Raw genomic sequence first — 25296 nt, forward strand, 5'->3', positions numbered from 1 at the left:
CATCTTCCCACGCAGGAGTGCAAGCATGAGCACAGTGTTAGCCGAAAGCCCGGCCGTCGCCCAGGACGACGACAAGGATTACCTGTTCGAGGACAACCCCATCCTGGCCCGACAGAAGCAGCAGGAGTCCAATGCGCGCAGCTACCCGCGGCGCATCCCGCTGGTCCTCAAGCGCGGCCGCGGCATCCACGTCGAGGATGTCGAGGGGCGAGTGTTCATCGACTGCCTGGCCGGCGCCGGCACCCTGGCCCTGGGGCATAACCATCCGGCGGTGATCGCGGCGATCCGTCAGGTGCTCGATGACGAGCTGCCGCTGCACACCTTGGATCTGAGTACGCCGGTCAAGGATCGCTTCGTCCAGGATCTGTTCGCCGTGCTGCCGCCGGCCTTCGCCAGCCAGGCGAAGATCCAGTTCACCGGGCCGACCGGCACCGACGCCGTGGAGGCGGCGCTGAAGCTGGTGCGCATCGCCACCGGGCGCAGCACGGTACTGGCGTTCCACGGTGGCTATCACGGCATGAGCCAGGGCGCCTTGAGCCTGATGGGCAACCTCAAGGCCAAGACCCCCCTCGGTTCGCTGCTCAGCCATGGCGTGCAGTTCCTGCCGTTCCCCTACGATTACCGCTGCCCGTTCGGCCTCGGCGGCGAACGCGCCGTGGAGGTCAACCTGCGTTACCTGGACAACCTGCTCAGCGATCCGGAAAGCGGTGTGCAACTGCCGGCCGGGGTGATCCTCGAAGTGGTGCAGGGCGAGGGCGGGGTGATCCCCGCGGCGGATACCTGGCTGCGCGGCGTACGCGAGATCACCGCCAGGGCCGGAGTGCCGCTGATCGTCGACGAGATCCAGACCGGTTTCGGCCGCACCGGCAAGCTGTTCGCCTTCGAGCACGCCAGCATCGTCCCGGACGTGGTGGTGCTGTCCAAGGCCATCGGCGGCAGCCTGCCACTGTCGGTGATGGTCTATCGCGACTGGCTCGACACCTGGCAACCCGGCGCCCACGCCGGCACCTTCCGCGGCAACCAGATGGCCATGGCCGCCGGCTCCGCGGTGATCCGCCACATCGAGGCGGAAAACCTGGTGGCGCACGCCGCGACGATGGGCCAGCGCCTGCGCGAACACCTGCTCGAGCTGCGCGTACGGCTGCCACAACTGGGCGACGTGCGCGGGCGTGGCCTGATGCTCGGGGTCGAAGTGGTCGACCCGGCCGGCCTGGCGGACAGCCTCGGTCATCCGCCGGCCGATGGTGCTCTGGCCAGCCGCATCCAGCGCGAATGCCTCAAGCGCGGCCTGATCCTCGAACTGGGCGGCCGGCATGGCAGCGTGGTGCGTTTCCTGCCGCCGCTGATCATCACGGCCGAGCAGGTCGACCAGGTGGCGCGGATCTTCGCCAAGGCGGTGCAGGCAGCCATCGTGACGCAGCGATGACGCGAGACAACGTAGCCTGGATTAGCCGCGCAGCGGCGTAATCCGGGTTTCGCTTCGTCCAGCCTTCGCCCTTTTCGTTCTTGCGCTTTCCTCGGATTACGCCTTCGGCTAATCCAGGCTACGACACGGTGAGTGGGGCATGTCGGCATTAATTTTCGTCATCGGCGGCTCGTCTTGTCAGGTGATGGCCCATGGGGGCTTGGTATCCAAGGAGAAACAGCATGACCTCAGTATTCGATCGCGAAGATATCCTGTTCCAGGTAGTCGTCAACCATGAAGAGCAATACTCGATCTGGCCGGATTACAAGGAAGTTCCCAAGGGCTGGCGCACCGTCGGCAAAAGCGGCTTCAAGAAGGAGTGCCTGGCCTACATCGAGGAAGTCTGGACCGACATGCGCCCGCTGAGCCTGCGCAAGCACATGGAAGAACAGGCGCGCAAGAAACAGGAAGCCGAGGCGGTTCACTGAGTGGCGAGCGTGCAACTGTTCTGCCTGCCTTATTCCGGTGCCAGTGCCATGGTCTACAGCCGCTGGCGGCGCAAGCTGCCCGAGTGGCTGAGCGTGCAGCCGGTGGAACTGCCGGGGCGCGGCTCGCGCCTAGGCGAGCCGCTGCAGACCGACATGCAGGCGCTGGCCCGGCAGCTGGCCCGGGAAATCATGCCGCGGCTGGACGGCCCCTATGGGCTGTTCGGGCATAGCCTGGGGGCCTTGCTCGCTTTCGAACTCGTCCACGCCCTGCGCGAGGCCGGCATGCCCGAGCCGGTGGCGCTGATCGCCTCCGGCACCGCCGCGCCCACCCGGCGCGAGGACTATGACCGCGGCTTCGCCGAGCCCAAGAGCGATGATCAGCTCAAGGACGAACTGCGCGACCTCAACGGCACGCCGCCGGAGGTGCTGGACAACCGGGAACTGATGGAGCTGACCCTGCCGATCCTGCGCACCGATTTCCTGATGTGCGGCCGCTATCAGTACCGCGCGCGTGGCCCGCTGGGGTGCCCCATCCATGTGCTGGGCGGCAAGCAGGACAAGGCCACCCAAGAGCAACTGATCGCCTGGCAGTTGGAAGGTGGCGCCAGTTTTTCCCTGGATATGCTGCCGGGTGGGCATTTCTTCATCCACGAGCACGAAGCGAAGGTGCTGCGCATCCTCAAGTCCAGCCTGGAAGTGGACATGCGCCGGCAGCAGCGCGCGACCCAGGTGCAGGCGGCGTTACCCTGGATGGCCAGCGTCTGAGCCGGCAAGATTGTCTGCCTGGTCTGTCGCGGGGGATCGTGTGGAAGCCGTCTGCGCGCAGACGGAGTAGGATGGGTCGGGCCGCGCAGGTGCAACCCATCAATGGTCGATGGGTTGCCACCCATCCTACGATAAATCAATAGGTTACGTGATTTTTGATGCAAGCCGTAGGATAGGTATCAACCCATCAATGGCTTTGGTTCGGGCTGGCCGGGCCAAAGCCGACGCCTTCCTGTCACTCCAGCGCCCGTCCCAGGCGCCAGTAGCCCATAAAGGTCAGGGCCCGGCGATCCAGCCCCAGTTCGCCGGCCCAGTGCCGCCGGATCGCCATCACCGCGGCCGACTCGCCGGCGACCCAGGCATAGAATTCATTGTCCGCCGGTTTGGCCAGCTCCCAGAGTATCTGGCTCTCGATATCCACCTCCTCGATCGGCTGCGGCGAGGCTGACCGGGCCGTTGAGGTCGGCAGGGTGGCCAGTTCGCGGGCGGCCTTGAGCATGCCTTCGCCGTGCCCGAACTGGTGCACATCGCGCACCAGCCAGTTGATCTGGGCGTCGACGGCATGGCGCAGCGCCAGGCGATCCGCCTCGTGCGGCACCTCTATGAACGCCTGCACGACCGGGGTTTGCGGCCAGTCCGCGAGCGCTTCGAGGATGCCGGCGATGGCCGGCAGCGCGGTTTCATCGCCGATCAGCAGAACGTGACGGATACCCGCCGGCGGCCGCCATTCGTAACCGCCCGGGTCGCCCAGGAAATCGCTGCTCGGCGCCACCATCTGCAGGCGATCGCCCGGGCGTGCGTGGGTGGCCCAGCGCGAGGCCGGGCCGTTCTCGCCGTGCAGCACGAAATCCACATCCACTTCCCAGGCCTCGCGGCGCAGGTCGCGGATGGTGTAGGTGCGCATGGGCGGTTTGCGTTGCGGGTCGAGCGCGCGCAGCGTCTGATGCCAGTTGCCGGCATGGGGCAGTTGCGGCGGCAGGCCATCGGCGCCGGGGAACAGCAGCTTGATGCGCTGATCCGGCGCCAGGGGTGCTGCTGTCGCTAATTTTCATCCCGGTGTACTCGTTTCAGTCTGAAACAAGCACACGTTCAATGTCAGTGTGTGCAGATGAATCCGACTTCCACCATTGCCTGAGCATTTGACCCGTATCTGCCGCGGCATCAGGCCTTTAAGGGGCTATCCCATGAGTGAACTGCTGAGTTTCGATATTCATCCGCTACAAGCGCAGAACGGCAGTTTGCCGCTTGTGGTGCAGGCTCCCGAATCTGGAGTGGATTTACTGGAGGCCTTCGCTGAACTCAAGCCGCTTGTTGAGCGCCATCTGCTTAGTAGTGGCGGCATCCTGTTTCGTGGCTTCGAGGTCGCGGGCACCGAAGCGTTCCGCGAGTTCGCTTCTTCGTTCGGCCATCCGCTGTTGAACTACGAGTTCGGTTCGACGCCGCGCAGCAACGTCGCCAAGGGGGTCTACACTTCCACCGAATACCCGGCGCACCAGAGTATTCCGCTGCACAACGAGCAGGCCTACACCCTGGAATGGCCGATGAAAATCTGGTTCTACAGCGTGATCCCGGCCGAAACCGGTGGCGAGACACCGATTGCCGACAGCCGCGAAGTCTACCGGCGCATCTCGGTCGCGATTCGCGAGCGATTTATCGAAAAGCGCCTGATGTACGTGCGAAATTACGGTAACGGGCTGGACGTGGACTGGGATCAGGTGTTCAACACCGAGGATCCGGCGGTCGTTGAGGCCTACTGCCGAGCGCACCATATCCAGTGCGAATGGAAAGACGACGGCGAGCTGCGTACCCGGCAGATTTGCCAATCCGTGGCACAGCATCCGGCCACCAAGGAGTGGGTGTGGTTCAATCAGGCACACCTGTTCCACATCTCCAACCTGCAAGCGGAAGTGCGAGAGAGCCTGCTGGACATCGTCGACGAGGAAGACCTGCCACGTAACGTCTACTACGGCGACGGCAGCCCTATCGAAGACAGCCTGCTGGACGAGATTCGCGGAGTGCTGGACGAGTGCACTGTTAGCTTCCCGTGGCTGAAAAACGACGTGCTGATGCTCGACAACATGCTCGCTGCCCATGCGCGCTCACCGTTTACCGGCAGCCGCAAGGTGGTAGTAGCGATGGCGCAGGGGTATTCGGAAACGATTCGTGGCTGACCTTTATACGCTTGGCAAAACCTTCCCGACCGACCCTTGATGGGTCGGTTTGCATTTGCGAACACGGGCTAAATCAACCTTTTGCTATTTCGTTCTAGTGGAATCGACCGGGCCATCTGGCCCCGCTTCCTATTCGACAAGGACGCATTGCATGAATGCCCAAGACGCTCTGAAACTCGCCCGTCGCTTTATTGAGCTGCCCCTGGAAAAACGCCACCTGTTCCTCGTTGGCTTGCAGCAGGAGGGTGTGGATTTTTCCCTGTTCCCGATCCCCGCCGACGTGGCCAGCGACGAGCGCGATGGGCTGTCCTATGCGCAGCAGCGGATGTGGTTTCTCTGGCAGCTTGATCCGCAAGGCGCGGCCTACAATCTGCCCATGGCGGTGCGCCTGAATGGCGAGTTGGACTCTTCGGCTTTGCAAAGCGCTTTCGATGGACTGGTCGCGCGTCACGAGACCTTACGCAGCGTGTTCAGCGAACAGGATGGCCAGGTCAGCCAGCGGATTGTCGAGCCCTTTGCGGTAGCCATCGTCAGCCATGATCTGACAGGGCTGAATACCGATAAGCGCGAAGAACAGGTTCGCATATTGGCCGACGCCGAAGCCCTGGCACCCTTCGATCTGGCCCAAGGGCCGCTGCTTCGCGTGCAGTTGCTGAAACTGGCCGAGCAGGAGCATGTGCTGCTGCTGACCTTGCACCATATCGTTGCCGATGGCTGGTCCTACAACGTCCTGATCGATGAATTCATCCGCCTCTACGATGCCGCCTGCAGTGGCACCGAGGCCGACCTGCAAGCGCTGCCGATCCAGTACCGCGACTACGCCCTGTGGCAACGCAGCTGGCTGGAGGCAGGCGAGCAGGAGCGCCAGCTGGACTACTGGCGCGGCAAGCTCGGCGAGGATCATGCGCCGCTGGAGCTGCCCACCGACCATCCACGGCCGCTGTCCCCCAGCTATCGCGGCGCCCGCCACCAGTTCCAGGTCGACCCGGCCCAGGCCGAGCGCCTGCGCGGCCTGGCCCGCGAGCAGGGTGTAACCCTGTTCATGGTGCTGCTGGCCGCCTTCAAGGTGCTGCTGCACCGCTACAGCGGCCAGCAGGCGATCCGCGTCGGCGTGCCGGTGGCCAACCGCAGCCGCACGGAAGTCGAAGGGCTGATCGGCTGCTTCATCAACACCCAGGTGCTGCATACCGATATCGATCCGCTGATCGATGTGCGCGAGTTGCTGCAACGGGTCAAGGAGACAGCGCTGGGCGCGCAGGGGCATCAGGAGTTGCCGTTCGAGCGCTTGGTCGAGGCGTTGGGGCTGGATCGTAGCCTGAGCGTCAACCCGCTGTTCCAAGTGATGTTCAACCACCAGTCGCAAGTGGCCGATGCCGGTGCGATCAAAGGCCAATCCGGCTTGAGCCTGGCGGCGCTGGAGCGCGAAACCCGTATTGCCCAGTTTGACCTGTCGCTGGACACGTATGAGAAGGGCGGCCGTCTGTTTGCGGCATTTGGGTATGCCGTGGACGTGTTCGAGCCATCCACTATCGAGCGGCTGGCCGGGCACTGGTGCAACGTGCTGGAGGCTCTGCTCGCCAGGCCCGGTCAGCGTATCGCCGATCTACAACTGTTGGCCGCGTCCGAATTCCATCAGCTGGTTCATGACTGGAACCGCACAGAGCAGGACTTCCCTCGTCACAGCTGCATTCACCAGTTGTTCGAGGCCCAGGTCGAGAAAACACCCGACGCGCTGGCTGTCGTTTCGGGCGAACAGGAGCTGACCTATCGAGAACTCAATCGGCGTTCCAACCAATTGGCCTGGAAGCTTAAGGCCCTCGGCGTCGGGCCGGATGTCATGGTCGGTATCGCAGTCGATCGCTCGATTGAACTGCCAGTCGGGTTACTGGCGATCCTCAAGGCCGGTGGTGCATATGTACCACTGGATCCTGAGTACCCTCAAGAGCGCCTGGCCTACATGCTGGAAGATAGCCGGGCGCAGGTGTTGCTGACCCAGGCATGCCTGCTGGAGCGTTTGCCTGCGCAGTGGCACGAGAATGCCCTGCTGCTTGAGCAACTGGAGCTGGCATCTTTTTCCAGTGAAAACCCGGTCAGCACGGTCACCCCGGCCAATCTCGCGTACAGCATTTATACCTCCGGTTCCACGGGCAAACCCAAGGGTGTATTGATCGAACATCGCAATGCGACGGCCTTGATCGGATGGGCCAGGACGATCTATAGCCAGGATGACCTGCAAGGGGTATTGGCATCGACGTCGATCTGCTTCGACCTGTCAGTGTGGGAGTTCTTTGTCACTTTGTCGTCGGGTGGCTATGTCGTACTGGCCCAAAATGCTCTGGAGCTGCCGTATCTGAAGTCCAGGGAGCGTGTGCGGCTGGTCAACACCGTACCGTCGGCCATCAAGGCCTTGTACGACGCTGGTCAGTTGCCGGCATCGGTTCGCACCATCAACCTGGCCGGCGAAGCACTCAAGCAGCCCCTGGTGAACCAGCTCTATGCGTCGGGTGCTGTCGAACGCGTGTATGACCTGTACGGGCCTTCTGAGGACACCACTTACTCGACATTTACACGCCGCGAACCAAACGGGCAGGCCAACATTGGTCGTCCACTTTCCAATAGTGCGGCTTACCTGCTCGATGGTTCAGGCCAACCTGTGCCGACGGGCCTGCTGGGTGAGCTGTATCTGGCAGGCGCGGGTATATCCCGGGGGTATTTGGGGCGACCGGCACTGACCGCCGAAAAATTCCTGCCCAATCCTTTCGATGACAATGCAGCCAGCGGCGGGCGACTTTACCGAACGGGAGATCTGGCACGTTATCGCCAGACGGGCGAAATCGAATACATCGGGCGTATCGATCATCAGGTCAAAGTGCGTGGTTTCCGGATCGAACTGGGTGAGATCGAGACCCGGTTGCAGGCCCATGGTTTCATCCGTGAAGCAGTGGTCATTGATATCGAAGAGCCGGGCGGCAGCAAGCAACTGGTGGCTTATTTCACCCTCGATTCAGGCGTGGACGAGCCGTTGCCGGCACTTTATTTCAAGCTGAAGTCACACCTCAAGTCCCAACTGCCGGACTACATGGTTCCGGCGCACTTCGTGCATCTGGAACGTTTGCCATTGACTGCCAGTGGCAAGCTGGATCGCAAAGCCCTGCCCAAGCCCGATGCGCAGTTGCAGTCGCACGTCCATATCGCCCCGCAAGGAGGGCTGGAAGAGCAGGTTGCGGCTATCTGGGCGGGCGTGCTGGGCATCGAAGTGGTCGGCCGTAACGACAACTTCTTCGAGTTGGGCGGGCACTCGTTGCTGGCCACTCAGGTCGTATCGCGGATACGTCAGCAGTGCGGAATCGAGCTGCCCTTGCGCGCTCTGTTCGAGTCGCAGGACCTGACGGGGTTCTGCTTGCAGATCGCCAAAAGCGAATCTGCCGATGCTCTGCCGCTCAGCCGTATCGGTCGTGACCAGCCCCTGGTCTTGTCTTACGCACAGCAACGTCAATGGTTCATCTGGAAGCTGGAACCCGAGAGTGCTGCTTACCACGTTCCGGCAGCGCTGCGCTTGCGCGGTGGGATGGATATCGTGGCACTTGGGCATGCTTTCGACACCCTGATACAGCGTCATGAAACGCTGCGTACGGTCTTTCTGCAAGACGCCGGGCAGCCTGTGCAGATCATTCAGCCCGACAGTCGCTTCGCGCTGATGCTGGATGAGTGGGTGGATGCCGAACAAGAGAGCGATGCAAGGATTCAGGCATTCATCGAAGCCGAAGTGCGCACGCCTTTCGACCTGGAGCAGGGCCCGCTGCTGCGTGCCCGGTTACTCAAAGTGACTGAGCAGGATCACGTGCTGATCCTGACCTTGCACCATATCGTCACCGATGGCTGGTCCAGCACCATCATTGTTGATGAACTGATCCGGCTTTATGACGCCTATCGGCAAGGCTTGCCGGCCGACCTCCCGATCCTGGCGGTTCAGTACGCTGATTACGCTGCCTGGCAACGGGCCTGGCTGAAAGCGGGCGAGCAGGATCGGCAATTGCAATATTGGCAGGCAGAGTTGAGTGGCGAGCAGCCCGTACTGGAGTTGCCTTTCGATCATCCACGACCGCTGATCAGGACCTATGCAGGTTCACAGGTCACGGTCGATCTTGCCCCAGAGCTGATGGTGCGTCTCAAAGGTATGGCGCAGGCGCAGGGAGCAACCTTGTTCACGGCCCTGCTGGCAAGCTTCCAGGCCTTGCTGCATCGCTACAGCGGGCAGAGTGATATCCGTGTGGGTGTACCGGTTGCCAACCGCACCCGGGCTGAAACCGAGGGACTGATCGGCTTCTTCGTCAACACCCAGGTGCTGCGGGCCGACCTCGATCCGGACACCAACTTTGAGGCATTGCTGCAGCAAGTCAGACAGCGGGTAATGGGTGCGCAGATGCATCAGGACTTGCCGTTCGAACAGTTGGTCGAAGCGTTGCAGCCAGAGCGCAATCTGAGCCACAGCCCGCTGTTTCAGGTCATGTACAACCACAGGAGCGAAACCGGAGCGATTGCCCGTCAGTTCGACAGCCTGGGTATCGAACGCCTGGATTGGGAGGTGAAAACCACCCAGTTCGATCTGACCCTGGATACATATGAGACCGAGAAAGGGCTCAAGGCCGCCTTGACCTACATGACCGACCTGTTCGAAAAGAGCACGGTAGAGCGTCTGCTCGGGCATTGGATGAACATGCTGGAGGCGATGCTCGATCAGCCGCAGCGCCGTCTGGGCGAATTGCCGGTGGCGAGCGAAGTACAGCAACTGGCGGTGCTTCAAGACTGGAACCCGGCTGAAGCCAGCTACCCCAGTGAGCAATGCCTGCACCATCTGATCGCCGAGCAGGCATTGCAGTCGCCGGACGCGATTGCCGTGACCCTGACCGATCAGCAACTGACCTACTGCGAGCTGGACGGCCAGGCCAATCGTCTGGCGCACAAGCTGGTCGAGCTGGGTGTCGGGCCGGATGTGCTGGTGGGGCTTGCGGTGGAACGCAGCCTGGAAATGGTGGTGGGCCTGCTGGCGATCCTCAAGGCTGGTGGTGCCTATGTGCCGCTGGATCCTGAGTACCCCGCAGATCGCCTAGCCTACATGATTGAGGACAGCGCAATCAGCCTGCTGTTGACCCAGGCGCACCTGCTGGAGTATTTACCGGTGCCGGACGGGGTGCAGGTACTGTTCCTGGAGTCGCTGGATCACGTGCTGACCGGCTACGCCGAAACGGCTCCGCATGTCGCGGTGCAGCCCGACAACCTGGCCTATGTGATCTACACCTCCGGCTCTACCGGCAAGCCCAAGGGCACGCTGTTGCCGCACCGCAACGTGCTGCGCCTGTTCAAGGCCACACAGGACTGGTTCCACTTCGATGGCTCGGACGTCTGGACGCTGTTCCACTCCTATGCATTCGACTTCTCGGTGTGGGAGCTGTTCGGGGCCTTGCTGCATGGCGCGCGCCTGGTGGTGGTGCCACGCGATGTCAGCCGCTCGCCGGAAGACTTCCATACCCTGCTGCAACGTGAGCGGGTCACGGTGCTGAATCAGACGCCGTCGGCGTTCAGGCAACTGATGCGCGTGGCGTGTGAGTCGGATGCCTCGCTATCGCTGCGCACGGTGATTTTTGGCGGTGAGGCACTGGAGGTGCAGAGCCTGAGACCCTGGTTCGATCGTTTCGGCGATCAAGCTCCACAACTGGTGAACATGTACGGCATCACCGAAACCACGGTGCATGTGACGTACCGTCCGCTGAGCCTGAACGACCTGAGCAGCGACGTGGGCAGCCCGATTGGCGAAGCCATCCCGGATCTGTCCTGGTACGTGCTGAACGCGCAGTTGACGCCGGTGCTGCCGGGCACTACCGGGGAACTGCATGTCGGTCGTGCGGGCCTGTGCCGGGGTTACCTGAACCGTCCGGGGCTGACGGCCGAGCGTTTCGTGCCCGATCCGTTCGACCGCAGCGAGCAGGGAGGTGGTCGGTTGTATCGCACCGGCGACCTGGTGCAATACCGCGCCGACGGTGTGATCGAATACGTGGGCCGTATCGACCATCAGGTGAAGATCCGCGGCTTCCGCATCGAACTGGGCGAGATCGAAGCGCGGCTGAACGAGCAAGCGGCAGTGCGCGAAGCGGTGGTGCTGGCTCAGGAAGGCGTCAGCGGGCCGCAACTGGTGGGTTATGTGGTGCTGCATGAGGCGATAGATGCCCAAGACCAGGCCGGCCAGCGCGATGTGCTAAAGGCCGCGCTCAAGGAGCACCTGCCGGACTACATGGTGCCGGCGCATTGGCTGTTCCTCGATCAACTGCCGCTGACGGCCAACGGCAAGCTGGATCGCAAGGCGCTGCCGAAACCGGATGCCAGCCTGTTGCAACAGGGCTACGTGGCGCCACAAAGCGAACTGCAACAACGCATTGCTGCGATCTGGGCCGATGTGCTGAAACTGGAGCAGGTCGGCCTGACCGACAACTTTTTCGAGCTGGGCGGCGACTCGATCATTTCGATTCAGGTGGTCAGCCGTGCGCGACAGGCCGGGATTCGTTTTACGCCCAAGGAGCTGTTCCAGCACCAGACTGTGCAGGGCCTGGCCTCGGTAGCCCGTGAGGGGGAGGACGGCGCGGTAGCGATCTGCCAGGGGCCTGCCGTGGGCCGGTCGCTGTTGCTGCCGATCCACCAGTCTTTCTTCGACGCGGCGATTCCTGATCGTCACCACTGGAACCAGTCGCTGCTGCTCAAGCCGGGCCAGCCCTTGAACGGCAAGTGGCTCGAACAGGCTTTGCAGGCGCTGGTTCAGCACCACGATGCGCTGCGCCTGGGCTTTGCCGAGCAGGCTGACGGGCAGTGGAGCGCGCAGTACCGTTCGATCGGTGAGACCCGGACACTGCTGTGGCAGGCCACCGTGCAAGGCAGTGAAGAACTTGAGCCGCTGTGTAACGAAGCGCAGCGCAGCTTGAGCCTGCAGGACGGGCCGTTGCTGCGTGCGGTGCTGGTCAGCCTGGCGGATGGTAGCCAGCGCTTGCTGCTGGTGATCCATCATCTGGTGGTGGACGGGGTATCGTGGCGGATTCTGCTGGAAGACCTGCAAGCGGCTTATTGCCAACTAAAGAATGGCCTGCCGGTCAGGCTTGCGGCCAAGACCAGCTCGACCCAGGCCTGGGCCGGGCAGTTGCAGGCTTACGCGGCGAGCGATGCCTTGCAACAGGAGCTGGGCTACTGGACAACCCGATTGCAGGGGGGCTCGTCAGAGCTGCCCCGTGACAACCCGGCCGGCAGTCTGCACGGGAAGTCCGCTGCCAATGCCACTACCCGTCTGGATCAGGACTGGACCCATAAACTGCTGCAAGCGGCGCCAGCGGCCTACCGTACCCAGATCAACGACTTGTTGTTGACGGCTCTGGCGCGAGTCATCGCACGGTGGATCGAACAGCCGGATGTTCTGGTGCAACTGGAAGGCCATGGTCGCGAGGATCTGTTCGACAGCATCGACCTGACCCGCACCGTAGGCTGGTTCACCAGTATGTTCCCGGTAAAGCTGACACCGCAGGCTCACCTTGCCGGCTCGATCAAGCAGATCAAGGAGCAACTGCGCGCGGTACCGAACAAGGGCATCGGCTTTGGTGCACTGCGTTATCTGGGTGACGAGCAGGCACGGCAGGTATTGGCGCAGTTGCCACAGCCGCGGATTACCTTCAATTACCTGGGGCAGTTCGATGGCAGTTTTGTCGACGCTCGAAAGGGTGAGCAGGCCGATGGCGCATTTTTTACACCTGCTCCGGAATCTGCCGGTCTTGAGCGTGCCATCGAAGCGCCTCTGGACAACTGGCTGTCGATCAACGGTCAGGTGTATGGCGGTGAGTTGAGCCTGGGCTGGACCTTCAGCCGCGAGATGTTCGACGAGGCGACGATCCAGCGCCTGGCGGACGAGTACGCCCAGGAACTCAAGCATCTGATCGAACATTGCAGCGCCGAGGAGACGGCCGGGGTTACACCTTCGGATTTCCCGCTGGTGCAACTGACCCAGGCGCAGCTGGACGCATTGCCAGTCCCGGCCCTGGAAATCGAGGACATCTACCCGCTGTCGCCGATGCAGCAGGGGATGTTGTTCCACACCCTCTATCAGCAGGAAGCGGGCGACTACATCAATCAGATGCGTGTCGATATTCAGAGGCTGGATATCGCACGATTCAAAAGTGCCTGGCAATCGGCATTGCAGCAGCATGACATCCTGCGCAGCGCGTTTGTCTTCAAGAACCTGGACGTACCCCTTCAGGTGGTTCGCAAGACTGTAAGCCTGCCATTCAAGGTGTGCGACTGGCGTGGCCAGGTCGAGCTTCAGGCGGCGCTGGACAGTCTGGCCGAAGGAGAGTTGAAGGACGGTCATGTGCTCAGTGAAGCACCCCTGCTGAAACTGGCTGTAGTCAGGACAGGTGATAGCACCTGCCACCTGATTTATACCCATCACCATATCCTGATGGATGGCTGGAGCAATTCGCAGTTACTGGGTGAAGTACTGCAGCACTATGCGGGCGAATGCCCTGAAAAGGCCCCCGGACGCTATCGCGATTACATCGCCTGGCTGGGGCAGCAGGATGACCAGGAGAGTCAGTTATTCTGGAAACAGCAGCTCAAGGCCTTTGAGTCTCCTACCTATCTGGCACAGGCCGCCAACGCCATTGAGCGCCAGCCATCAGAGTCCCTTGCCAGCCATGGTGAGTTGCTGTTGGCAATGGACACGCTTGAGACCCGGGCGCTGAGTGACCTGGCGCGTGAGTTGAAGGTAACGGTGAATACGCTGGTGCAGGCCGCATGGATGCTGTTGCTGCAGCGTTACACCGGCCAGGATAGCGTGACCTTCGGGGTCACGGTCGCAGGCCGCCCGACAGAGCTGCGGGGGATCGAGCAGCAGGTGGGGCTGTTCATCAACACCTTGCCGATGATGGGTGGATCTGGATCGCAAGACAACCTGGTCGACTGGCTGCCGCGATTGCAACACCAGAATCTCATGATGAGGGAGTACGGGCACACCCCGTTATTTGATATCCAGCGCTGGGCGCAGTCATCCGCAGAGGCGCTGTTCGACACGCTGCTGGTGTTCGAGAACTACCCTGTTTCGCAAGCGCTGGAAAAAGGCGCACCGCAAGGTCTGAAATTTGGTGAGGTACGAAATCATCAACAGACCAACTACCCACTGACATTGCTGGTCGCTATGGAGGAGCGGTTAATCCTTCATTTCCTTTATGCCAATGAGGCGTTCGATCAACAGGCCATAGAGCGTATAGCGCATCATCTCAAGGACGTGTTGCTGCGCTTGGTCAAGCATCGACATACCGCCCTCGGCACGTTGTTGTCCGATTGGCATCCACTGCAATCGGATGCCTGGCGTCGCGGCGCCTCGGTGTATGCAGGCGATCAGTGTGTGCATCAACGGGTGGAGGCCCAGGTAGAAAAAAGCCCGCACGGCGTCGCTCTGGTTTTTGCCGATCAGCAATTGACTTATGAACAGCTCAACCATCGGGCCAACCAGTTGGCACATGCACTGATCGAGCGCGGTGTCGGGCCCGATACCCTGGTCGGTCTCATGGTCGACCGAGGCCAGGAGATGGTGGTGGGGCTGCTGGCCATCTTGAAGGCAGGGGGGGCGTATGTGCCCTTTGATCCTGAGTATCCGCAGGAGCGACTTGCCTATATGGTCAACGACAGCAAGGTCGCGCTGTTACTGACGCAGGCACGTTTGCGCGATACGTTGCCCTTCGATAACGAAGCGCTCGTGCTATGCCTCGACCAAGTTGAAGTGCAGCAGCAACTGGCGACCTACCCCGAGAGCAATCCGGTCAACCGGACGTCTCCGGATAACCTTGCGTACATGCTCTATACCTCCGGTTCTACCGGGCGGCCGAAGGGCATTGCGATGCCTCATCGAGTCATTTCGCAACTCAATGCTTGGCAGCACGAACGTTTGCCGGGTGCCTTGCGCACCTTGTTGTTTGCTTCACCTTGTTTCGATGTCGCCTTCCAGGAAGTCACCAGTGGCTTGTGTACGGGCGGTACCCTGGTGCAAACCGATGACAACCAGCGCCGCGATTTTTCACTGCTGCTAGACGTGATCAGCACGTCCTGCATCGAGCGAATCTACCTGCCATTTGCCGTGCTTCAACTGTTTGCCGAGGCGGCACTCTCTTCAGGCAGGAAATTGCCAGACCTGAAACAAATCATCACCGCAGGTGAGCAGCTGAAACTGACCTCGACATTGACCACCTGGCTGGAGGCGGAATCGCAATGTTCGCTGATCAACCAGTACGGCCCTACCGAGTCGCATGTGGTCAGTGATTTTCTCGTGAGTGATTTGTACGCGTCGCAATTACCCCCCATTGGCAGTCCGGCGTCCAATGCACACCTGTACATCCTCGATACTCAGGGGCGAACCGTCCCGCAGGGTATGGCCGGTGAGTTGTATATCGGCGCGAACGTATTGGCACGTGGCTATTTCAATCGTCCGGCGCTTACGGCTGAGCGCTTCATTCCCGATCCCTTTGACGAGACGGGAGGCAATCGTCTCTATCGGACAAGTGATCTTTGCCGGCACCGTGCAGACGGAGTGATCGATTACATCGGGCGTATCGATCATCAGGTCAAGATTCGGGGTTACCGGATCGAGCTTGGGGAGATCGAAGCGCGCCTGCTGGCTCACGAGTGGGTCAGTGAGGCGGCGGTGATCGATATTGACGCAGAGGCGGGAAAACAGCTCGTTGCCTATGTCGTACCGCGTGAAGCGAGCGTGCAGGAGAACCGTGACGCACAACATCAATGGCGTCGTGTTCTCAAGGAGCATCTCAATGCCACCCTGCCTGAATACATGGTGCCTGCTCACTGGCTGTTTCTTGAGGCGTTGCCATTGACGTCCAATGGCAAGCTGAACCGCAAGGCGCTGCCCAGACCGGATGCCAGTCTTGTACAGCAAGACTTTGTTGCACCTAAGGGCGACCTTGAGGAAAAAATCGCCGATATCTGGGCGGATGTCCTGAAGCTCGAACGTGTCGGTCGGCATGACAACTTCTTTGACATCGGAGGTCATTCGTTGCTGGCCACCCAGGTTGTTTCACGGGTGCGCCAGGCGCTTCATCTCGAACTGCCGTTGCGTCTTCTCTTCGAAGAACCGGAACTGGCAGGCTTCGCTGGGCAATTGATCGAAGAGTCCCACCCCAACGCTGCGGGCATTACACGCATCGATCGCAACCAGCCTCTGGCATTGTCTTATGCACAGCAGCGCCAGTGGTTCCTCTGGAAGCTGGAGCCCGGCAGTTGCGCTTATCACATTCCTGCTGCGCTGCGTTTCAGGGGTGCGCTCGATGTCGCTGCGTTGACCCACAGTTTTCAGCGGTTGATCAATCGGCATGAAACGCTGCGCACGATTTTTTCTCAGGATGACAACCAGGCTGTTCAGCACATTTTGCCAGCGTATGCTTTCACCCTTGAACGAGACACATGGCGAGCCTCGGGCACGGGGCGTAGCGCCGACATCCAGGCCTATGTCGAGACTGAGGTCAACCGGCCGTTCGATCTGGAAAAGGGATCTCTGCTGCGGGCAAGGTTGCTTCAGCTGGATGAGCAAGACCATGTACTGATTGTCACCCTGCATCACATCGTCACGGACGGTTGGTCGATCGCAATCATGATTGATGAGCTGGTCGCGCTGTATGAAGGTTATCGCCAGAACGTGCCGGTCGAGCCTGCGCCGTTGCCTGTCCAGTATGTCGACTATGCCGCGTGGCAACGTGGCTGGATGGATGCTGGAGAGCGGGACAGGCAACTGGCGTACTGGCAGGCGCAGTTGGGAGGGGAGCAGCCGATCCTGGCGTTAGCCACCGACTATCCGCGCCCGCTCATGCAAAGCCATGCCGGTGCGCGGCTGGACATTGTTTTGCCACGCGAGCTGGCCGGGCAATTGAGGGCATTGGCGCAACGGCAGGGCGTTACGTTGTTCATGACCCTGTTGGCCAGCTTCCAGACGTTGTTGCATCGCTATACAGGGCAGCCCGACATCCGTGTCGGTGTGCCGATCGCTAACCGCACACGGGGCGAGACGGAAAAGCTCATCGGTTTTTTTGTCAACACTCAGGTACTCAAGGCCGAATTCGATCTGGAGACGACGTTCGGTACGCTGCTGCAGCAGGTAAAGCGGCGAGCCCTTGGCGCTCAGGCTCATCAGGATCTGCCTTTCGAGCAACTGGTAGAAGTGTTGCAGCCGCAGCGCAGCCTGAGCCACAGCCCGCTGTTTCAGGTCATGTATAACCATCAGAGCGCCTTGCGTGCCCCCCTCAAGGCGGTCGCCGGCATCAGTATCGAAACCCTGCCGTGGAATAACCCGACGGCTCAATTCGATCTGACGCTGGATACCTACGAACACGCTGACGACATCCATGCCTCTCTGAGCTATGTGACAGCGCTATTCAAGGAACAGACGATCCGGCGCATGAGCCAGCGCTGGGTGCAGATACTGCGCGATATCGTTGCGCAACCGGACGCCCGGCTGGGTGAGTTGCCGGTCTTGGACAGCACCGAGCAAAACCTGCTGCTGCATGAATGGAATCGTGCGGCGGTGGCGCCTCCTGCGCCGCGCTGCATTCACCATTTGATCGAGGAACAGGTTGCACAGGCACCTGACGCCGTGGCCATCGTCTGTCAGGGCCAGCAACTGACATACAGGCAGCTTGATCGCCGGGCCAATGACCTCGCTGATGAATTGATTAAAAGACGTCTGCGTCCTGGCGCGCTGGTCGGTATTGCGCTGGAGCGAAGTGTCGACATGGTGGTCGGGATCCTCGCGATCCTGAAGGCAGGCGCAGCGTATGTGCCCTTGGATCCGGATTATCCAGGTGATCGCCTGGCCTACATGATCGAGGACAGTGGTATCGACCTGCTGCTGACTCATACCCGGTGGCGCGATCAGCTGTGTGCGCCGGCATCACTCGATACGTTGTTGCTGGACGATTGGGCAGTCACTGCCGAGGAGGAAACCGATCAGCGGATCGAAGGCCGGCCTGACAGCCTTGCCTATGTGATTTATACGTCAGGCTCCACCGGCAAGCCCAAAGGCGTGAGGGTGGCGCAGGGTACGTTTGCCATGCATTGCCATGCCGTAGGGCTACGTTATGGCATTGACCGTGGGGATCGGGTATTGCAATCGGCCTCTCTGAACTTTGATGCCGCCGCCGAACAGTTATTCATGCCACTGGTGTTTGGCGCCAGCCTGTTGCTGGAGGACATCAAGCACCTGTCGGGCCATGAACTCATCGATGTCATCGAGCAGAACGGTGTCACGGTGGTCGATCTGCCACCGGCCTATATAGCAACGATCGTGCAGGATATCGGGCATGCCCGGCTACGTACGCGCGTGTGCATCCTGGGGGGTGAAGGCTGGACATTGAATATGCTCGGCGATGTTATTGACGCTGAGCAGGTGTTCAATGCTTATGGCCCTACTGAAGCGGTTGCCACCCCGCTGGTATGGTCCGTCGACCTGACGGAGCCCTTCGAGGGATATGCCCCGATAGGGACGTGTGTGGGGCAGCGTCGCAGTTATATCCTCGATGATGCGTTGCAGCTTATACAGCCTGGCCGGGCGGCGGAGTTGTACCTGGGCGGGCAGGGACTTGCGCAGGGTTATCACCGGCGCCCTGCGATGACAGCGGAAAGATTCATTCCCGACCCTTTCGATGAAAGTGAGCCGGGCGGTGGACGTCTTTACCGTACTGGCGACCTGGCAAGGCATCGCAGCGATGGCGTGATCGAATACCTGGGGCGCACTGACCATCAGGTCAAAATCCGTGGCCTGCGCATCGAGCTGGGTGAAATCGAAGCGCAGTTGATGGCGCTGGATCAGGTTCGCGAGGCGGTTGCCGTTGCCCAGCCAGGGCTGACAGGACAGCAGTTGGTGGGCTATGTCGTTCTGCACGATACGGTTGAAGCCAGTGACTGGGCCCGTCACCGTGAGCAGATCAGGAAGGCACTGCTGCAACGCCTACCGGAGTATATGGTTCCGGCGCATTGGGTCTTGCTCGATGCGTTGCCGTTGACCCCGAACGGGAAACTGGATCGCCAGGCTTTGCCACAGGCCGATTACCGTGAGGTCCGGCAGGCGTATGTCGCGCCACACAGTCAGCTGGAACAGCGTATTGCGGCTATATGGGCTGATGTACTCAAGCTGGACAGCGTGGGCGTGACCGATAACTTCTTTGAGCTGGGCGGTGACTCGATCATCTCTATCCAGTTGGTCAGCCGGGCACGCCAGGCCGGGATTCGTTTCACACCCAAGGATCTTTTTCAGCACCAGACCGTGCAGGCACTGGCATTGGCAAGTTCCGAGGGCGAGGACGGGGGGCTGCAAATCGAGCAAGGAGCTGCGGTGGGCGAGCTTGCGCTTATGCCTGTCCAGCAGAGCTTTTTTGAACTGGAAATGACCGAGCGCCATCACTGGAACCAGTCTTTCCTTCTCATACCCGGACATCATTTTGAGGGTGGCCTGCTTGAACAGGCTCTCCAGTCTCTGGTAGTGCATCACGATGCACTGCGCCTGAGCTTTGTGCAGCAACGCAATGGCGAGTGGAAGGCCTGCTACGGATCGGTCGATGAACTGCAAGGCGTCTGGCAGCGCGAGCCGCTGTTATGGCAGGCCACGCTCGATACCCACGATGAGCTGCAGGCCTTGTGCAACGAGGCCCAGCGCAGCCTCAAGCTGCAGGATGGCTCGTTGATGCGCGCCGTGTTGGCGACGTTGCCTGATGGCAGCCAGCGGCTGCTGTTGGCCATTCACCATCTGGTTGTCGATGGCGTGTCATGGCGGATCCTGTTTGAAGATCTGCAAACCGCTTATACCCAGCTTCAGGACAATCAGCGTGTCAGGCTGCCGGCCAAAACCAGTGGCTTGAACATCTGGGTAGAGCGCCTGCAACACCTGGCCTCTCAAGCGGCCTTGCAGCTTGAATTCGAATACTGGAAGAGCGTGCTGGGCGATGTGAGTGTCGACTTGCCGGGGCGGCCTTTATCGAGCCCTCCGTGCGGGGCCGACGCCTTCAATATCAATACGCAGTTGAGCCCGGCGTATACACACAAACTGTTGCATCACGCTCCGGCGGCCTACCGTACCCAGATCAACGACTTGCTGCTGACGGCATTGGCACGTGTCGTCGTGCACTGGACAAAGACCGAGTCAGTGCTCATCCAGCTGGAAGGGCACGGGCGCGAGGATTTGTTCAGTGATGTCGACCTGACCCGTACGGTAGGCTGGTTCACGAGTCTGTTCCCGGTCAAGCTGACACCTGCCCAGGCATGGGCCGATTCGATCAAGCAAATCAAGGAGCAGCTCAGGTCGGTGCCTGACAAGGGGCTTGGATTCGGCATCCTGCGTTACCTGGGCGATGCGCACATGCGTGAACACCTGGCGGCGCTTCCTGAGCCGAAGATAACGTTCAACTACCTTGGCCAGTTTGGCGATGTGACGTCGGATCGATCCTCTGAAGGTGACGTCGTCGAGTTCCTGAGGCCAGCCAGTGAACACCCCGGGGATGCACTCAGCCCCCAGGCACCGCTGGACAACTGGCTCTCGATCAATGGCGAGATTTATGCCGGGACGTTGAACCTGGGCTGGACGTTCAGTCGCGAAATGTTCGACATCGACACCATTCAGGCGCTGGCGGATGCGTACGCTCAGGAACTGATGACGTTGATCGAGCATTGCACCGATGAACGCACGGCGGGTGTGACACCTTCTGACTTCCCCCTCGTGCGCATGACCCAGGCTGAGCTGGATGAACTGCCCATTCCAGCAGCGTTGATCGAGGATATTTATCCTCTTTCGCCCATGCAGCAAGGCATGCTGTTCCACTCTTTGTACGAGCAGGAGGCCGGTGAATACATCAACCAGATGCGCATGGATGTCACCGGGCTTGAGGTCGAGAGATTCAAAAAAGCATGGCTGGAAACACTCGCTGCTCATGACATTCTGCGCACAGGCTTCGTTTGGCAAGGGTTGGAGCAAGCGGTTCAGGTCGTCTATAGAGAGGCACAACTGCCGTTTACCATTTACGACTTCAGTGCCTCGACCGATCAGCCGCAGGCGCTGGATACGCTGGCCAGTGAGACGCTCACAAAAGGCTTCGTGTTAAGCCAGGCTCCGTTGCAGCGCCTGGATGTCGTCATGACCGGGCAGCAGACCCATCATCTGATTTACACCAGCCACCACATTCTGATGGACGGCTGGAGTAATTCGCAGTTGTTGGGCGAGGTATTGCAGCGTTACGCCGGTCACGGTGTTGCCCCTGCTTCAGGACGATACAGAGACTACATTGCCTGGTTGCAGCAGCAGGACAAGCAGGCCAGTGAAATGTTCTGGGGCGACCAGCTAAAGGCTCTGCAAGAGCCGACACGTCTGTCTCAGGCACTTGCGCGCTCCGGCCACGTCCAGCAGGTGAACAGCCATGAGGGGCATGATGACCTGTATCAGGTGCTGGATCGTGATCAGACGCGGCATCTTGCCGAGTTCGCACGCCAACAGAAAGTCACGCTCAATACCGTGATTCAGGCTGCCTGGCTGCTGCTTTTGCAGCGTTATACCGGGCTGGATACCGTGACGTTCGGTGCGACGGTTTCAGGGCGTCCGGCTGACCTGCGCGGTGTCGAGCAACAGATCGGTCTTTTCATCAATACATTGCCGGTCGTCTCTACCCCACGCGCCGAACAGACTTTTTCTGACTGGCTGCAAGCGCTACAAAAACAGAGTCTGCTGCTCAGAGAACAAGAGCACACACCATTGTTTGAAATTCAACGCTGGGCAGGCCGTAGTGGCGAGGCGCTTTTCGATACCTTGCTGGTATTCGAAAACTATCCCGTTGCCGAGGCACTGGAACAAGGCGCTCCGCGCGATTTGCAATTCACCGGAGTGCAACATTACGAGCGAACCAATTATCCGATGACCGTGGCCATGGGGTTAGGGGACGAACTGACGCTGCACTACAGTTATATCCGTACGCATTTCAGCCCCTCACAGGTTGCCGAAATATCCACCCATTTTGCCGCGCTGCTGACCGGCTGCATCCACATGGCTGGCCAGGCCATTGGTGCATTTTCCTTGCTGGATGAGGTCGAGCAACGCCAGCTTCAGGCATGGAGCCATGCTGGACGCTCCTGCGAAAGTGGTTCATGCATTCATGAGTTGTTCGAGCAGCAGGTGAAGAGCAGCCCGGAGGCTGTCGCTGTTGTTTGCGGTCATCGCCAGATGACCTACCAACAACTGAACAAACAGGCGAACCGATTGGCCCACAAACTGCGTGATTTGGGAGTCGGACCTGATGCGCTGGTGGGACTGGCCGTCGAGCGCAGCATTGAAATGGTCGTGGGGTTGCTGGCGATCCTCAAAGCGGGTGCCGCGTACGTACCTCTGGATCCGCAGTACCCTGAAGACCGTCTGACGTACATGATCAAAGACAGCGGCGTGAGTTTGCTGCTGACCCAGGCCGACGTGTCGAAACACGTGTCCTTGCCCACTGACGTGCAGGTACTGCATCTGGACACCGGTGCGCAATGGCTGGAAGGCTACAGTGAGTCTGATCCGGGTATCGAGGTGCTGCCGGGTCAGCTTGCCTATGTGATTTATACATCCGGGTCGACAGGTCAACCCAAAGGCGCAGCGGTCAGGCGCGCAAGCTTTGTCAATTTGTTGCACTGGTTCAAGGAAGCCTGCCGGTTCACGGTTCACGACAAGCTTCTGCTGGTCAGCTCGTACAGCTTTGACCTGACGCAAAAGAACATCTACGGCATTTTGTGTGGCGGGGGGCAATTGCACCTGGCTGCACCTGGCTATGATCCCGACGCGTACCGACAACAGATAGCGGAGCATTCCATCACCGTCCTGAACTGCGCACCGAGCGCGTTTTATCCTCTGCTGAAAGAGGACTGTTCGGCGCTCGCATCCCTCAAGCACGTATTACTTGGTGGCGAGGCCATCCAGCCAGGCGAGCTGGCGGGCTGGATGCAGAGCGTATCGGGAATGCAGGTCACGATTCACAACACCTACGGGCCCACTGAGTGTACCGACGTGGTGATTGCCCACGCGACCAGACACGTTTCAGCGCATGAGTCACTGCCTGTCGGCCGCCCATTGCCTGGTACGCGGATCTACCTGCTGGGCAGTGGGGGAGATCCGGTGCCGATCGGGCAAGAGGGTGAAATTCATATCGGTGGAAACTGTGTGGGTGAGGGCTACTGGCGTCGCCCGGCACTGACAGCCGAGCGGTTTATTCCAGACCCTTATGACGAGAGCGAAGAGGGTGGCGGGCGTTTGTATCGAACCGGCGATCTGGCGCGCTTCCAGCCTGAAGGGCTCATCGATTATGTCGGGCGTATTGACCATCAGGTAAAGATCAGGGGCGTGCGGATCGAACTGGGTGAAATCCAGTCGACGTTGCAGAAACATTCAGCCGTTCGCGATGCCGTCGTGATTGATATCGAGGTGCAGACGGGCAAGCAATTGGCCGCTTACGTGGTCACCGCCGAACCTCTGCCTGTCGAGCAGGAACATGTGTCGATACTGCGTACTACGTTGCGCGACCACCTGAAGGCTTCCCTGCCGGACTATATGGTTCCCGCTCATCTGGTATTTCTGCAGGCGTTGCCGCTGACGCCCAATGGCAAGCTTGATCGCAAGGCATTACCTGCCCTTGAGGTCAGTCACAACCAGCAAGTGTATGTGGCACCTCAGAGTGAGTGGGAGCAGCAACTGGCCGATCTGTGGGCTGAAGTACTGGGGGTCGAGCAAGTCGGCATGGCGGATAGCTTCTTTGAGCTGGGTGGCGACTCGATTATTTCAATCCAGTTGGTCAGCCGCTGCCGCCAGGCGGGTATTCACTTCACGCCCAAGGAGCTTTTCCAGTATCAGACGGTACCGTTGCTGGCGTCGGTTGCCAGACGTGGCGAGCTGATCGACAGGCCGGTCGATCAGGGGCCGCTCACTGGTGAAGGCTTGCTATTGCCCATTCATCAGTACTTTTTTGACAAGGGTATTCCCGAACCGCACCACTGGAACCAGGCATTGCTCCTCACACCGGGCGCGTTGCTCGATGCCCGGGTATTGGAGCAGGCGCTTGAGGCCCTGGTACTTCACCATGATGCCCTGCGCCTGAGTTTTGTACCGTCGAGCGATGGGCAGTGGCAGGTACGCTACACCGAGCGGCCGCTACGCAAAGAGGCCGAAAAGGCCAGTGCTTTGTTGTGGCAGGTGGATGTGCAGGATCAGGCAGAGCTGGAGCGCGTGTGTACTGACACTCAACGCAGCCTGGATTTGCAGCACGGGCCTTTATTGCGAGCGTTGCTGGTCAGACTGCCCGATGCGAGCCAGCGTTTGTTGATTGCGATCCATCACTTGGCGGTGGATGGTGTCTCCTGGCGCATTCTGCTCGAGGATCTGCAAAGCGCCTGCGAGCAAGTGGCTGCCGGCCAAAAGGTCAGCCTGTCGGCCAAGACCACCTCCACGCGTGATTGGGCCGAGCACTTGCAGGTTTATGCCCGCAGTGATGCTGCGCATCATGAGTTGGCCTACTGGCGCGCCCAGAGCGTTGGGGTAGGTGCCGATCTTCCTTGCGATGACCCCCAGGGTTCCTTGCTGGCCAGCCAGGTGGGAAGTGTAGAGACCCGGCTGGATCAGGCCTGCACCCGACAGTTGTTGCAAGACGCGCCTGCGGCCTATCGAACCCAGGTCAATGACCTGTTGCTCAGTGCCCTGGTTCGCGTCCTGGCCCGCTGGACCGGGCACAACGAGGTTCTGGTTCAACTGGAAGGCCATGGCCGTGAGGATATTTTCGAACCTGTCGATCTGACCCGAACGGTCGGCTGGTTCACCAGCATGTACCCCGTGAAGCTGACGGCCGAATCGACACTTGAGGCTTCGATCAAGCGGGTCAAGGAGCAACTGCGCGCGATCCCGAACAAAGGGATCGGTTTTGGTGCCTTGCGTTATCTGGGCGATGAGTCTGCCCGCACGTGTCTGGCCGGTCTTCCCACCCCGCGCATCACATTCAACTATCTGGGCCAGTTCGATAGCAGTTTTGACGTACAGCCTCAACCGGCCGGAACCCACCCGGGTCAGGCGTTCCTGACCCCCGCTTCGGAAAGCGCGGGTGACAGTCAGAGCGCGCAGGCGCCTCTGGGTAACTGGCTTTCTATCAATGGTCAGGTCTACGGCGGTGAGTTGAGCCTGGATTGGAGTTTCAGTCGGGACATGTTCAAGACCGACACCATCGCATGGCTCGCGGATGAGTACGCCAGGGAACTGAAACAAGTGATCGAGCATTGCACACACAGCGGGACCGGCGGGATGACGCCGTCTGATCTTGTCGGGGTCGAGATGGATCAGCAGGCGTTGGATTGTTTGCTGGACGAAATTCTTTAAATTCAGGAGATA

5 protein-coding genes and 1 pseudogene are annotated in these 25296 nt (G+C 60.3%); 5 read left to right on the top strand and 1 reads right to left on the bottom strand.

Annotated elements, in window-relative coordinates; all coding sequences use genetic code 11:
- The first annotated feature begins 25 nt into the window (after positions 1-25).
- The 3 genes from DNK10_RS21845 (at position 26) to DNK10_RS21855 (ending at position 2658) form a co-directional block, all read left to right on the top strand.
- Positions 26-1426: an aspartate aminotransferase family protein gene (locus tag DNK10_RS21845; RefSeq protein WP_131193003.1), complete on the top strand. Its 1401-nt coding sequence runs from the start codon at positions 26-28 to the stop codon at positions 1424-1426.
- Between the two features lie 221 nt (positions 1427-1647).
- Positions 1648-1893, top strand: coding sequence for an MbtH family protein (locus DNK10_RS21850; protein WP_131177691.1), 246 nt, complete (start codon positions 1648-1650; stop codon positions 1891-1893).
- Complete coding sequence (locus DNK10_RS21855; RefSeq protein WP_131193004.1) at positions 1894-2658, top strand: thioesterase II family protein; 765 nt, start codon at positions 1894-1896, stop codon at positions 2656-2658.
- Positions 2659-2893: 235 nt separating this feature from the next.
- Here DNK10_RS21855 and DNK10_RS21860 read toward each other — a convergent pair.
- Positions 2894-3706 (bottom strand): annotated as a pseudogene (locus tag DNK10_RS21860) (siderophore-interacting protein); the annotation flags it as partial.
- 136 nt (positions 3707-3842) lie between these two features.
- Between DNK10_RS21860 and DNK10_RS21865 the strand changes: the two are divergent.
- On the top strand, positions 3843-4829 hold the full coding sequence (locus tag DNK10_RS21865) for a TauD/TfdA family dioxygenase (RefSeq protein ID WP_131193006.1): 987 nt from the start codon (positions 3843-3845) through the stop codon (positions 4827-4829).
- Between the two features lie 151 nt (positions 4830-4980).
- Positions 4981-25284, top strand: a complete 20304-nt coding sequence (locus DNK10_RS21870; protein WP_131193007.1) for a non-ribosomal peptide synthase/polyketide synthase — start codon at positions 4981-4983, stop codon at positions 25282-25284.
- Positions 25285-25296: the final 12 nt, after the last annotated feature.

Source organism: Phytopseudomonas daroniae (assembly GCF_004327275.1).
GTDB classification, from domain to species: domain Bacteria; phylum Pseudomonadota; class Gammaproteobacteria; order Pseudomonadales; family Pseudomonadaceae; genus Aquipseudomonas; species Aquipseudomonas daroniae.

Excerpts from the sequence above, each read along its gene's own strand:
- DNK10_RS21850 (WP_131177691.1), top strand. The coding sequence starts at position 1,648 with ATGACCTCAGTATTCGATCGCGAAGATATCCTGTTCCAGGTAGTCGTC.
- DNK10_RS21865 (WP_131193006.1), top strand. The coding sequence starts at position 3,843 with ATGAGTGAACTGCTGAGTTTCGATATTCATCCGCTACAAGCGCAGAAC.
- DNK10_RS21870 (WP_131193007.1), top strand. The coding sequence starts at position 4,981 with ATGAATGCCCAAGACGCTCTGAAACTCGCCCGTCGCTTTATTGAGCTG.
- DNK10_RS21845 (WP_131193003.1), top strand. The coding sequence starts at position 26 with ATGAGCACAGTGTTAGCCGAAAGCCCGGCCGTCGCCCAGGACGACGAC.